9 protein-coding genes, 3 tRNA genes and 1 pseudogene are annotated in these 13,166 nt (G+C 61.8%); 9 read left to right on the plus strand and 4 right to left on the minus strand.

The genetic code is table 11. The features are described from left to right. Positions 1-191: 191 nt before the first annotated feature. Entirely contained in the window at positions 192-1,373 is a 1,182-nt protein-coding gene (earP, locus tag C2L64_RS04705) for an elongation factor P maturation arginine rhamnosyltransferase EarP (protein ID WP_090835765.1), read from the minus strand. 1,195 nt (positions 1,374-2,568) lie between these two features. Between earP and ltrA the strand changes: the two genes are divergently transcribed. From ltrA to C2L64_RS04745, 7 genes are all read left to right on the plus strand, one after another. After that, positions 2,569-4,269 (plus strand): group II intron reverse transcriptase/maturase, encoded by a 1,701-nt coding sequence (ltrA, locus tag C2L64_RS04715; RefSeq protein ID WP_090835764.1) that lies wholly within the window; start codon positions 2,569-2,571, stop codon positions 4,267-4,269. Positions 4,270-4,421: 152 nt separating this feature from the next. Beyond that, positions 4,422-6,614 (plus strand): excinuclease ABC subunit UvrC, encoded by a 2,193-nt coding sequence (gene uvrC / locus C2L64_RS04720; protein ID WP_090835763.1) that lies wholly within the window; start codon positions 4,422-4,424, stop codon positions 6,612-6,614. 110 nt (positions 6,615-6,724) lie between these two features. Further along, entirely contained in the window at positions 6,725-7,315 is a 591-nt protein-coding gene (pgsA, locus tag C2L64_RS04725) for a CDP-diacylglycerol--glycerol-3-phosphate 3-phosphatidyltransferase (protein ID WP_007741090.1), read from the plus strand. A gap of 164 nt (positions 7,316-7,479) precedes the next feature. Then, positions 7,480-7,555, plus strand: a tRNA-Gly gene (locus C2L64_RS04730). A 68-nt stretch (positions 7,556-7,623) separates the two neighbouring features. After that, positions 7,624-7,699 (plus strand) — tRNA-Gly (locus C2L64_RS04735). Positions 7,700-7,850: 151 nt separating this feature from the next. Further along, positions 7,851-7,924: transfer RNA gene (locus C2L64_RS04740), tRNA-Cys, on the plus strand. A gap of 90 nt (positions 7,925-8,014) precedes the next feature. Then, positions 8,015-8,497: a GNAT family N-acetyltransferase gene (locus C2L64_RS04745; RefSeq protein WP_090835762.1), complete on the plus strand. Its 483-nt coding sequence runs from the start codon at positions 8,015-8,017 to the stop codon at positions 8,495-8,497. 23 nt (positions 8,498-8,520) lie between these two features. On the opposite strand, the pseudogene C2L64_RS04750 reads toward C2L64_RS04745, so the two are convergent. The 3 genes and pseudogenes from C2L64_RS04750 to C2L64_RS04760 all read right to left on the minus strand — a co-directional run bounded on the left by C2L64_RS04750 (position 8,521) and on the right by C2L64_RS04760 (position 10,509). Beyond that, positions 8,521-9,398 (minus strand): annotated as a pseudogene (locus C2L64_RS04750) (cytochrome c oxidase assembly protein). 20 nt (positions 9,399-9,418) lie between these two features. Further along, positions 9,419-9,898: a copper chaperone PCu(A)C gene (locus tag C2L64_RS04755; RefSeq protein ID WP_007741099.1), complete on the minus strand. Its 480-nt coding sequence runs from the start codon at positions 9,896-9,898 to the stop codon at positions 9,419-9,421. A 17-nt stretch (positions 9,899-9,915) separates the two neighbouring features. Further along, positions 9,916-10,509 carry an SCO family protein gene (locus C2L64_RS04760; protein ID WP_090835761.1) on the minus strand — a complete coding sequence of 198 codons (594 nt, stop codon included), beginning with the start codon at positions 10,507-10,509 and terminating at the stop codon, positions 9,916-9,918. A 428-nt stretch (positions 10,510-10,937) separates the two neighbouring features. Here C2L64_RS04760 and otsB point away from each other — a divergent pair, with 428 nt between their 5' ends. Together otsB and otsA are read left to right on the plus strand one after the other, a co-directional pair. Further along, complete coding sequence (gene otsB / locus C2L64_RS04770; RefSeq protein ID WP_007741102.1) at positions 10,938-11,687, plus strand: trehalose-phosphatase; 750 nt, start codon at positions 10,938-10,940, stop codon at positions 11,685-11,687. Positions 11,688-11,739: 52 nt separating this feature from the next. Continuing rightward, positions 11,740-13,161, plus strand: coding sequence for an alpha,alpha-trehalose-phosphate synthase (UDP-forming) (gene otsA / locus C2L64_RS04775; protein WP_090835760.1), 1,422 nt, complete (start codon positions 11,740-11,742; stop codon positions 13,159-13,161). Positions 13,162-13,166: the final 5 nt, after the last annotated feature.

The raw sequence follows: 13,166 nt of genomic DNA on the forward strand, positions 1-13,166 counted from the left end.
GGCCGGTGCTTGCCGGAGTGGCGCCGATGTTCCCTGACGCCTTGTTCCGTGCTTCGTCCGTCTGCTTCTTTTACCCGAAGCGGGCGCGTACGCGTGTGGCACTGACTGACACAGCCGTGAAGGCAGACTTTCGATCCGCCGCCGGTCTGGCCGCCGTGCCGCGCTTGCGTCGTCGGCCGTTGGATAACCGCTTATTTTAACTGACTTTTTGCGAATTCGGCGAGATTTCCGGCGAGATCGCCGATCGACGCGAGTTCACGCGCCCAGTCGGCTGCGCGTGTATCTAGCAGCTGACGGTGGCGTTGCAGGTCGGCCCAGTCGGGCGTGCCGTTGCCGTTCCACGCATGCCAGAAACGGCCGAGCGCGGCGCGGGCGGCGGCGGGAAGGCCGTGCGCGTAGTGCGCGAGGGCGGCGTCGAGCTTCGGCAGATGGGCGTCATCGGCTTGCGGGTAGATGTGCCAGACAAACGGCCGTGCGGCCCATTGCGCGCGCACGAACGAATCCTCGCCGCGCACGAAATTGATGTCGCTCGCCCACAGCAGTTCGTCGTAGCCGGGCTGGTCGGTGAACGCGAGCGCGTGCGCGCGCAGGCTGCCGCGCGACGTATGCGTGCCCGCCGCGAACGACGGCAGGCCGAAAAACCGTGCAACGGCGCCCGAAATGCGGCCTTCGGGCACGAGCAGAACGATTTCGCGTTCGGCGTCGCGCCATTGCTCGAGCAGGCTGTCGACGGCAGGGTTCTCGTAGGCGAACAGCGAGACGACGGTGGCGTCCTTCGACGGCGGCGCGCTGCTTGTCTTCGCTCGCCACCAGGCGGCGCGCGCGTCGGGTGACGCTTCGAAGGCCGCGCGTCGCGTGTCGAGATCGCGCTCCTTCAGCACGCCGCCCGTGCCCTTGCCGAGCCCAGGGAAGAAGAACGTTTTGTTCAGCGCATGACGCGGATGCGGCGACGGCCGCAAATGGAAGTCCGCGACCCAGTCCTCGCCGCTCAGATACTCGAGGTTGAACCAGACGGGCACGCGCTCGCGCCGCGCCATCGCCTCGACGTACACGTGCGGCAACTCGCACGCGAACGCTTCGATCACGACGTCCGCGACCTGCAGCGTATCGCCCACGTGGGCCGGCTCGTGCCAGTGCTCGACGACGATGCCGTCCACCGTCTGCCGCGCGCTTTTCACATCGACGGATGCATTGAGCTTGTGAAACGCGTGCAGATCATCGACGAAGACGCGCACCTGCCAGTCATGCTCACCCGCGAGTTGTCGCGCAAGCCGCCAGCAGACGCCGATGTCGCCAAAGTTGTCGATCACCGCGCAGAAAATGTCGCATGCGATCGTCGACGGCTGCAACGCTTGAGGGGGAGCGGAAGACATGATGGCGGCGCCTGGGTTCGGGCGTGGGCGGAATGTTCTAAACTGGCGATTCTAGTGCGACACGCACGCTCGTGTCCGGGTAGCCCCAACGTAAGGGGCATCGACTAGCGGCAAAGGAGGCGTCTGTATGAGCCTAACCGGTCGCGAAGATACCACGCGGAGCATCGGGAAGGGGCGTGAGTCCCTCGACGCAACTGCTCAGAAGTGGGGTATCTCTTGTAGCGAAGCGAGAGCCGGTAGAGGTTTGCCGGGTCTCGTCCTTACGGGTCTCGGTAGAGCACATTCTCTGAGAGCTCGCATTGCATTGACCTGATTACCGTCAGGTTCCGCCCCGTCAGCGGCTTCACCTCCGCCGACAGGGTGGAGTGATGTATGCAATTCCTGCGCCGCCAGCGGCAATGGATTCGCGAACCGATACGAGCGAAAGCTCGGTGTGTCATTGTTTTGCCTCGCCTGCTGTCCGGGTGAGGAAGTGAACCTGCTGTACGACCAGCAGTAGCCTAGGAAGACATGCGTCACTGGCAACGGTGGGGTGTGAAGCTCTTCTGACAATGTAGCCCCCGGATGTTTCGGGCAGGCCTTTCCCGCGAGGGATTGGGTCTGGACACTCCTAGCAGCAAAGGGGTCGAGGAGCTAGGCTGGCTGATAGGGTTAACGTATGTGAACTGCTGATAAACCTCGTTACCAGTGAGGAGCCAAAGCTGCTTGAACATCGGGCTCTAACCAAAAGGTACGTGGCTGGTTAGTCCACTTAGAATTTGGGCTACGTCGTTGTCAAGCCACCGGGGGATAGGCAGAACCTACGTCAGTCGTGTGACATGCCGGGAACGTGGTAAGCCTGTATGGTTGCCAGCGCATTACGGCTGGCAGGCGAACCGCAAGGGACGCTGTTGATTGTGCAGGTATGGGAGGACGGAGAAAGCGAATGCCGGGCTGTAACGGTCCGGATAGGGGTTGAGACATTACCTCACGCGATAAGCGGGCAGACTTCCGTCTGGTCTACCGTCGCAAGACGGCTGACTACCCTCTGTAACTTGGTTAGATGCGGGCGCGCGCGCCCGTATTGAGGTGTTTGTCCGAGATGTGAGTGCATGCGCTCATATTGAGGTGTCTGTTGTTCCCCAGCGGGGTGTGTCTTCCCCGCTGGGGGAGATGCGCCTTCTGCCGGGGGTCTAATCCAAGGTAGGAGAGCAGCATGAAAGTATCTGGTCGAAAGACTGGATCTGCGCTTTCCCACGCGCTGGACAACTGGCACGCCGTAGATTGGCGTCGGGTTGAACGGAACGTGAGAGGGATGCAGATTCGAATTGCGAAGGCGACGCGGGAAGGCAAATGGCGCAGGGTGAAAGCCCTGCAACGGATGTTGACCCGCACGTTGTCCGCAAAGCTGCACGCGGTACGACGTGTTACGCAGAACCAGGGTGCGCGAACGGCCGGAGTCGATCGCGAACTGTGGGATTCGCCTGAAAGCCGGTGGGAAGCCGTCGGCAGGTTGAAGCGGCGCGGATACAAGCCTCTGCCATCACGGAGAGTCTTTATCCCCAAAGCCAATGGAAAGGAGCGCCCGCTGGGCATCCCGACCATGCGGGACAGGGCGATGCAGGCCCTGTATCTGCTGGCGTTGGAGCCGGTATCGGAATCGACGAGCGACCCGAACTCTTATGGGTTCAGGATAAACCGTTCGACGGCTGATGCTATGGGTCAGGTACGCGCTTGCACGTCCCGGAAGGATTCGTCCCGATGGGTACTGGAAGCGGATATCAAAGGCTGCTTTGACCACATCAACCACGATTGGCTGGAAAACCATGTCCCCATGGACAGGGAAATTCTCCGGAAGTGGTTGAAGGCTGGCCTGATTTACAAGGGTCAGCTACAGGCGACTGAGGCCGGTACGCCGCAGGGAGGGATCATCTCCCCGACGCTGGCGAATGTGACGCTGAATGGGCTGGAGCGTGAACTGGTTGCGCACCTCGGTGCGAAATTTGGGATCGTCAAAGCTAAGAAGTTGAAGGTCAATGTGGTGCGATACGCGGATGACTTCGTGATTACCGGTGACTCGAAAGAGATACTGGAAAGCGTGGTCAGGCCTTGGGTGGAAGCGTTCCTTGCGGTTCGGGGCCTGCAACTGTCTGAGGCGAAGACGCGCATCACCCACATTGATGAAGGCTTCGATTTCCTTGGGTGGAATTTCCGGAAGTACTCGGGAAAACTGCTCATCAAGCCGAGCAAGAAAAACGCGCAAGCGTTCTATCGCAAGGTGGCGGAAACGATCAGCGGCAACAAAACGGCAAAGCAGGGGGATCTAATTCAACTGCTGAACCCGATGTTGCGCGGATGGGCGCAGTATCACCGTCCGGTCTCGGCCAAGCAGACGTACAGCCGCATGGAGCATCTGATTTTTCGGAAGCTCTGGCGGTGGTCGAAGCGGAGGCACCCGCAAAAGAGCGCTGTGTGGGTGAAACAGAAGTACTTTCACTCTATCGGTGCCCGGCACTGGGTGTTTGCGGTTCGTACGGTACGCGAAGACGGTAGTTGGGGGCTGAATGAGCTATACCAGCTTAGTGGTATGGCTATCAAACGGCACACGAGGATCAAGGGCGAGTTCAATCCTTTTGATCCGACATGGGAGCAATATGGCGAAACCCTGCGGCAGGGGCGCATGTGGGAACAAATGCGCTACCGAAAGCAGTGGGCGACGCTGTATATGTCACAAGGCGGGCTATGCGCGCATTGTGGCTGTGCGCTAACGGACGACACGGGCTGGCACGATCATCATCTGGAATTTCGGATGCATGGTGGTACCGACGCGCTGTCCAACCGGGTGCTGCTCCACCCGCACTGCCACCAGCAAGTGCACGCTGGTAAGCTGGTTGTAACTAAGCCGGTTCTGTTGTAGACAGAACTTTGTTTGTAGATTTGAGCCGTATGCGGGGAAACTCGCACGTACGGTTCTCGGGGGGCCCGGCTTTCGCAAGAAAGTCGGGCTACCCGACAAGCACATCACCCACATGACGCGCCGTGCGTACGCGGCGCCCAATCCGATTCTGCATGACCCGATCCGATCCCTCTCCCGCAGCCGGTTCCGCCGCGAAGCCCGGCGTGCCCGAAGCCGTCGCCGAAGACTTCGACCCGAAGAAGGTGTTGCGCCAGTTGCCGCACATGCCGGGCGTCTATCGCTATTACGATGCGCAGGGCACGGTGTTGTACGTGGGCAAGGCGCGCGACCTGAAGAAACGCGTGTCGAGTTACTTCACGAAGACGCTGCTGTCGCCGCGCATCGCAATGATGGTCACGCGGATCGCGAAGATCGAGACGACGGTCACGCGTTCCGAAGCCGAAGCGCTGTTGCTGGAGAACAATCTGATCAAGGCTTTGGCGCCGCGATACAACATCCTGTTTCGCGACGACAAGTCATATCCGTATCTGAAGCTGACGGGTCATCAGTTCCCGCGCATGGCGTATTACCGTGGTTCGGTCGACAAGAAGAACCAGTACTTCGGACCGTTCCCGAGCGCGTGGGCGGTGCGTGAGAGCATTCAGATCCTGCAGCGCGTGTTCCAGTTGCGCACTTGCGAAGACTCCGTGTTCAACAACCGCACGCGGCCATGTCTGCTGCATCAGATCGGACGGTGCACGGCCCCGTGCGTTGCCGCGATCAGCGAAGAAGATTACGCACGCGATGTGTCGAACGCGTCGCGCTTCTTGCTCGGACGGCAGTCGGAAGTGATGAACGAACTCGAGCAGAAGATGCACGCTTTCGCCAGCGAACTGAAGTTCGAGCAGGCAGCGGCTGTGCGCAATCAGATGAGTTCGCTGTCGACGGTGCTGCATCAACAGGCCATCGAAGTGGGCGGCGAGAGCGACGTCGATATTCTGGCCGTCGTCGCGCTTGGCGGGCGCGTGTGCGTGAACCTCGCGATGGTGCGCGGCGGCCGGCATCTCGGTGACAAGGCGTATTTCCCGACGCATGTCGAAAGCGCGTTGACAGCGGAAGAGGGCGGTTTCGACGATGGCGATGAAATCGTGCGGGCTGAGCCTGCGACAGTGATCGATGTCGAAGCGGAGCTGGGCGAGGAGTCTGATGAAGTCGTCAGTGTCGACGAAGACTTGCCGGAGGAAAGCAGCGAAGAACCCGAAGTCGCTACTGGCGCAGACGCAGACGCCGACACCGGCAAGAAGCCGCGCCGCACGCCCGGCATCGAATCGGAAGTGCTCGAAGCGTTTATTGCACAGCATTATCTGGGCAATCGCGTGCCGCCCGTGCTCGTGGTCAGCCACGCGCCCGCGAGCCGCGAACTCGTCGATCTGCTGATCGAGCAGGCTGGGCACAAGGTCACGCTGTTGCGCCAGCCGCAAGGCCAGAAGCGCGCCTGGCTCGCGATGGCCGAGCAGAACGCGAAGATCGCGCTCGCGCGGCTGTTGTCGGAGCAAGGTTCGCAGCAATCGCGTACGCGCGCGCTCACCGACACGTTGTCGCTCGAATGCGAAGACCTCGCGCATCTGCGCATCGAATGCTTCGACATCAGCCATACGATGGGCGAAGCGACGCAGGCGTCGTGCGTCGTTTATCACCATCACAAGATGCAGTCGTCCGAGTACCGGCGTTACAACATCACGGGTATCACGCCCGGCGACGACTACGCGGCGATGCGTCAGGTGCTCACGCGCCGCTACGAGAAGATGGTCGCGCAGGCCGCGGCGAACGCGAACGACGAAGCGGCCGAGCTGCAACCTGAAGCCGCCGCCGATCCGGCCGTCGCGCCGGAAGGCGCGGAACCCGTTGCCGCGGGCGGGCTGTTGCCGAACATCGTGCTGATCGACGGCGGCAAAGGGCAGGTCGAGATCGCGCGCCAGGTATTCAACGAACTCGGGCTGGACCTCGGCATGCTGGTCGGCGTCGCGAAGGGCGAAGGGCGTAAGGTTGGCCTCGAGACGCTCGTATTCGCGGACGGCCGGTCGGCGCTCGAACTCGGCAAGGAAAGCGCGGCGCTGATGCTGGTCGCGCAGATCCGCGACGAAGCGCACCGTTTCGCGATCACGGGTATGCGCGCGAAGCGCGGCAAGACGCGCCAGACGTCGCGGCTCGAGGAACTGGAAGGTGTCGGCGCGAAGCGGCGTCAGCGGCTGCTGGCGCGCTTTGGCGGCTTGCGCGGCGTGGTGGCGGCGAGTATCGACGATCTCGCGAGCGTCGAGGGCATTTCGCTCGCGCTCGCCGAGCAGATTTATCGTCAGTTGCATTGAACGTGTCAGCGTCCACGTATGCCGCTGCGCCATGCGCCCGGGCCTTGCTTGTGGCTCGCCCGGTGAAGCGGCACAATTGCATCTCTTATCTCAGAACGTAGCGCCTGCCCATGCCGTTTAATTTCCCGATCTTCCTGACGTGGCTGCGGATAGTGTTGATTCCGCTCGTCGTGGGCGTGTTCTATTTGCCGGACATGATGCTGAGTCCGGCGCACCGCAATCTGGCCGCGGCGACGATTTTCATCCTCGCCGCGCTGACCGACTGGTTCGACGGCTTTCTCGCGCGTAAGTGGAACCAGACGTCCGCGTTCGGCGCGTTCCTCGATCCCGTCGCCGACAAGCTGATGGTGACAGCCGCCTTGCTCGTGCTCGTACAGTTGTCGCGTCTGGATTCGGCGATCGCGCTTGTGATCGTCGGCCGCGAAATTGCGATTTCGGCGCTGCGCGAATGGATGGCGCAGATCGGCGCGTCGAAGAGCGTCGCAGTGAACTCACTCGGCAAGTTCAAGACGGCCTGCCAGATGACCGCGATCCCGATGCTGCTGTTCTATGGTCCGCTATCGCTCGGTGTGTTTTCGATCGACACGCGCGTGTGGGGTTTGTGGCTCATCTATCTCGCCGCGTTCCTCACGATCTGGTCGATGCTGTACTACATGAAGCTTGCGTGGCCGCAGATTCGCGAGCGCGGTGGTATGGCGTGACGTAGTGGTTGAGACGTCGCGGCATCAGCGCGATGCATCAGTAGAATTTTCAATCTCTCGTACAAAAAGAGTTGACACGATTCGGCGGCTTCTACATAATCTCGTTTCTCCGGTGCACGCGCTACTAAACAGCGCGAAACACTAGGAAGCAGTAGAAGGAAAACGCGGGAGTAGCTCAGTTGGTAGAGCGCAACCTTGCCAAGGTTGAGGTCGCGAGTTCGAGACTCGTCTCCCGCTCCAGATTTTGAAGCAGCGTTTTGCGGCAAGCAGTCAGCAGGGCGTTGTAAAGCAGTAAAGCGCAGGTTCATGCGGGAGTAGCTCAGTTGGTAGAGCGCAACCTTGCCAAGGTTGAGGTCGCGAGTTCGAGACTCGTCTCCCGCTCCACACATAGGGGGAAGCCAAGCTTCCCTTTTTGTTTGATGCTTCAGTAGAAGCATCAAACGCAGGTGGCCCTGATGTCGTGTTTTTCAGGTCATCGCACAAAATCTGCGAGCCGTTGCAACTGCAACAAAGTACGGTTCGGTAGTCCGCTTTCGGCGCGATAGCAAAGCGGTTATGCAGCGGCCTGCAAAGCCGTTTAGACCGGTTCGACTCCGGTTCGCGCCTCCAGAAGCAAAGAAAAGCCCCGAGATTTCGGGGCTTTTCTTTTTTCAGCGCGGGGTTTCGCGCCAAGGCAACGTCACGACCGGGCAGCAACGTATGCAAAGCAAAGAGACTTCTCCTATCGAATGGCGCTGGAAGGCTTTCGACGATCTGACGAACGTCGAGGTCTACGACATGCTCGCCGCTCGCGCAGCCGTTTTCGTGATCGAGCAGAACTGCCTGTATGGCGATGTCGATGGACTCGATATCGACGCGTGGCATCTGTTCGCGTACGGCGCGCAGCCGTCCGGCGCGCGCGCGAAACTGGCCGGCTATTTGCGCGTGCTGCTGCCTGATAACGACGACGCTGACATTCGCATCGGCCGCGTGCTGACGACGGCCGATTTCCGCGGACAAGGCCTCGGCAGTGCGATGCTCGAAGCGGTGCTCGGGCATATCCATGCGCAGTGGCCCGGCACGCCCATACGTCTGCATGCGCAGGCGCATCTGCAGCCATTCTATGGCGCGTTCGGCTTCGAGCCGATTTCAGACGTGCACGAAGAGGACGGTATCCCGCATATCTGGATGCGTTCTGCGTGACGCTTGCAGCGTCTCAGTACGGATCAACGGTTAGCGTGCGCGACAATGTGCGTGCCGGCAGACGCTGGCACATGCCGTTCATCACGCAGGCGCGCTCGCGCCGACAGTCTCATCCAGTGACGCAGCGCGAGCACGGCACCGATCACGCTCATCATCGAACCTGGAATCCATAGCAACAGTCCGCCGATCTGCTGATCGCGCATCGGACTGAGCCATGTGAACGCGCGCCCGCAGATCGAATAGACGGGATAGAGCTCGCGTGGCGAAAAGAAGATGAACGCGCCGAGCATGATCTGCGGCGGAATCGCGGCGACGACCAACAGCACGCGTTTGCCGGGCGACAGCCGCGCAGGCGGCGCGGGCCGCGCATCGAGCACGAGCCACCAGAACATCAACCCGTCGATCACCATGCTCCAGTTCATCACGCGATACAGCCGCCAGTCGAGCATCGCGACGAAGTGAATCGGCGAGAGCAGCCAGAAATAGATCAGTCCAACGAACAGAACGACGGCGACAACGGGATGAAACAGAACATCGAGCGTCGCGCGCACCCAGCGCATCTGTAGCGCGGGCCGCACGTAGCGTTGCCGCCACGCGAATGGAATGCCCGCGCGCAGCGCAGCGCCGCGCCGGGATAGGACAGTGCGATGAAGAACGGCCCGAGATGATGCAGCACCAGATGCTGCGCGCGATGCATGAAGAACTCATGCTCGAAGAAATAGTCGAGCCGCGTATGCAGCGCGACATAGAGCGCGGCCAGCCCGAACCAGAACGACACCTGCCGCGCCACCGACACCTTCGCCTTGCGCACGCCGCGCGCGAACAGCAGCGCGGCGAGCAGCATCACGATTACGACAGTCGGCGACGGCTCCCAGGGTTCGAGCCAGTAGAGCAAAGTCATCGCGGGTTCGTCACCCGCCGTTACTTGGTCTGCGAAGGCGACTTGACGGCGAACGGCGCATCGAGCGTTTCGCCGTCGGAGAACTGCAGCTTCAGATGCACCGTGTCGCCCGGCGCGATCTTATGCTTCGCTTCTTCGAGCATCACGTGATAGCCGCCCGGCGCAATCGACGCCTGGCCGTGCGCGGGTACCGTCAACTTGTCGACCATCACCATCTTTTGCGTCGAACCGTTCGACACCGTCTGATGCAGCATCGCGCTGCCGTAATCGGCGCTCGACACGTCGACGAGATCGATCGCCTTGTCGCTCGAGTTGGTCAGCGTGACGTACGCGGCGGCGGGCAGATTGTTCGGCAGCCAGCGGACCCATGCGTTCTGCACGGCGATGGCCTGCTTGCTGTCGGCAGCGTGCGCGGCGATGCTGCCCGTGGCGACGAACGCGAAAGCGGCTGCGCAAACCAGCGTGTGGACCCTCGAAAGCGTTTTGATTTGTTGTGTCATGGCGAACCTGTGAGAAATCAGGATTGGTCTTCAATGATACGGCGCACGTCTCGCGCGATGACGTCGGGCGAGTCGTGGTCCGTGGCGAGCAGGCGCGCGCGATTGCGTGCGTCGAAGATGTAGACCGCCGAGCTGTGCGTCACCTCGTAATTGCCGTTCGGGTCGCGCTTTTCCATCTGATACGCGACGCGGTAATGCCTTGCCATCTGCTCGATCTGTGTATCCGTGCCCGTCAGGCCGAACGCGTGCTGCGAATCGAATGCGCCGACGTAGTCGTGCAACGCGCTGGGTGTGTCGCGCGCGGGATCGACGCTGACGAACAGGATGCGAACATTCTGCGCGTCCCGCCCGAGCTTGCCGATGACCTGCATCAGACGCCCCATCGTTTCCGGGCAGACATCGGGGCAATGCGTATAGCCGAAGTAGACGAGCGATACGCGTCCCTTGAGCGTATCGGCCGCGACGGGCCGGCCGTCGTCGCCTGTCAGCGTGAAATCGAGGTCGGGCAGATGTCCGCTCACGTCCGTCAACTGCCACGGTTCGCCTTGATGCGAACATCCCGCGCTGCTGAGCGCTGCGCACAGCGCGACGCTCAACGCCGCCACGCGCATTGACGTAGAAGCGTGCGGAGCGAGGAAGCGGGAGATGGACACCAGTGCTTTCGGGAACAAAGGCAGTTTCGACGACTCGATTCAGAACAGGGCGCAAACGGAACGCAACCGGCGCTCCGCGATTGGCATGACTCGATGGCGGTCCATGCTATTCCATGTCCACGGCGCACTCCGTTGCGACTCTATCGCAATTTCAGACGCGTCGTTGTACCGTGGCTCTGTGAGGGAAAAAGCGAGTCAATATGCCGCAGCGCGGTGAAAGGCGGCTGTAGCCGGATCGTGCGGAGTTTGCAGTCCGTTCGTTGGCGCGACAGCCCGGAACGCCCGTCCACGCGGCACGAAAACTTACTTTCTCGAAAAAACGATCGATGCGCGGTAAGATGCGCACACTTTTCCGGCTGCAAGCGGCTGAGAGGCAACGTACACCGATGCAAGCACTTCCGGCTTTTCTGTCTCCGACGGAGACGGCATTTTTCTTCGATTTCGACGGCACGCTCGTCGATCTCGCACCGACGCCCGACGGCGTGCTGGTCCAACCCGAGGTGATCTCCTTGCTCACCGAACTCCGGCGTCTGACGAACGGCGCGGTGGCGATCGTGTCGGGACGCGGGATCGACAGCATCGACCAGTTTCTCTGCATGCCCGATATGCCCATCGCCGGACTGCACGGCGCCGAGCGGCGCGACGCGAACGGCGACACGCAGCGTATCGGTTTCAACGACGACCGTCTGCTGCGCATGGAGCAGGTGCTTGCTCAAGTCGTCAACGCCAATCCCGGAACGCTGCTTGAAATCAAGGGCGCCGCGCTCGCGCTGCACTATCGCAACGCGCCCGATCGCGAACCGGTGGCGCGCGAAGCGACGACCCGTCTGGTCGCCGAGTACCCGGGCGCTTATGTACTGCAGCCGGGCAAGATGGTCTATGAAATCAAGCCGAAGGACGTCGACAAAGGCCGCGCGCTGCGCGCCTTTCTGGACGAGCCGCCGTTCACGGGCCGCACGCCCGTGTTTGCGGGCGACGATCTGACTGACGAGAAGGGCTTCGTAGTCGTCAACGAAAAGGGCGGTCTGTCGATCAAGGTCGGCGGCGGCGATACGATCGCGCGCTCGCGCATCGGCTCTGTCAGCGCGCTGCTTGCGTGGCTGTCGGAAATCGTCGCGGCGGCGCGCAACGCATGATGACATCCGTTCATCCGCGCCTCGCTCCTGTTCAGCACGGAAACTTCGCGTCATGAGCCGACTGATTATCGTATCGAACCGCGTCGCGCCAATTTCGGAGGGTGGCCCCGCGGCGGGCGGCCTGGCCGTCGGCGTCTACGACGCGTTGAAGGAAACGGGCGGCATGTGGTTCGGGTGGAGCGGCGACGTGCTCGGCAGCGGCCAACCGCAGATCAAGCTCGAAGAGCGCGGCCCGGTGACGTTCGCGACCATCGGCCTCGTGCGGCGCGATTACGACCAGTATTACCGCGGCTTCTCGAACGCGACGCTGTGGCCCGCGTTTCATTACCGGCCCGATCTGCTGCAGTATGACCGGCACGATTTCGAGGGCTATTGCCGCGTGAACACGTGGCTCGCGCAAAAGCTGGTGCCGCTGCTGCGCGACGACGACGTCATTTGGGTCCACGACTACCATCTGATTCCGTTCGCGCAGGCGCTGCGCGCGGCGGGCGTGAAGAACCGCATCGGCTTCTTCCTGCACATTCCGTTTCCGGCGGCGCAGGTGCTGCTCGCCGTGCCGCCGCATCGCGCGCTGGTCGAGGCGCTGTGTTCGTTCGATCTGCTCGGCTTCCAGACCGGGCCCGATCTGCGCGCGTTCTGCGATTACATCGTCAACGAGGCGGACGGTTCCGTCGAAGCCTCGGCGCAAGGGCCCACGGTGGTGCACGGGTTCGGCCGCACACTGCGCGCGGCGGCCTATCCGATCGGCGTGTATCCCGACGAGATCGCCGAGCTGGCGAAAGCGGGCGAGGGCGACAAGCCGGTGCGCACTATCGAAGCGACGCTGCACGCGCGCAAGCTGATCATGAGCGTCGACCGGCTCGATTATTCGAAGGGACTGGTCGAGCGGTTTCGCGCGTTCGAGCGGCTGCTCGAGCATTCGCCTTCGTATCGCGACAAGGTGTCATTCCTGCAGATCGCGCCGCCGACGCGTTCCGATCTGCACGCGTACCAGGAAATCCGCTTGCAGCTCGAAGGCGAGTCGGGGCGCATCAACGGCCGCTTTGCGGAGCTCGACTGGACGCCTATCCGCTATATCCATCGACAGTACGAACGGCCCGTGCTCGCAGCGCTGTTTCGCACTGCGCATGTCGGCTACGTGACGCCGTTGCGCGACGGCATGAATCTCGTCGCGAAAGAGTATGTGTCGGCGCAAGATCCGGAAGATCCCGGCGTGCTGGTGCTGTCGCGTTTCGCGGGCGCCGCGCAGGAGCTGACGGGCGCGCTGATCGTCAATCCCGTCGATATCGACGGCATGGCCGATGCGCTCGGCACGGCGCTTTCGATGCCGCTTGCCGAACGCAAGGCGCGCTACGACGACATGATGGTGCAGCTGCGCGAGAACAACGTGTCCGTGTGGCGCGACAACTTCATGCGCGACCTGCAACAGATGCCGAGCGCGCAACCGGTGGTGAGCGAAGCCGCTGAGGGTTGATCTCT

Source organism: Paraburkholderia hospita, from assembly GCF_002902965.1.
Lineage (GTDB): Bacteria > Pseudomonadota > Gammaproteobacteria > Burkholderiales > Burkholderiaceae > Paraburkholderia > Paraburkholderia hospita.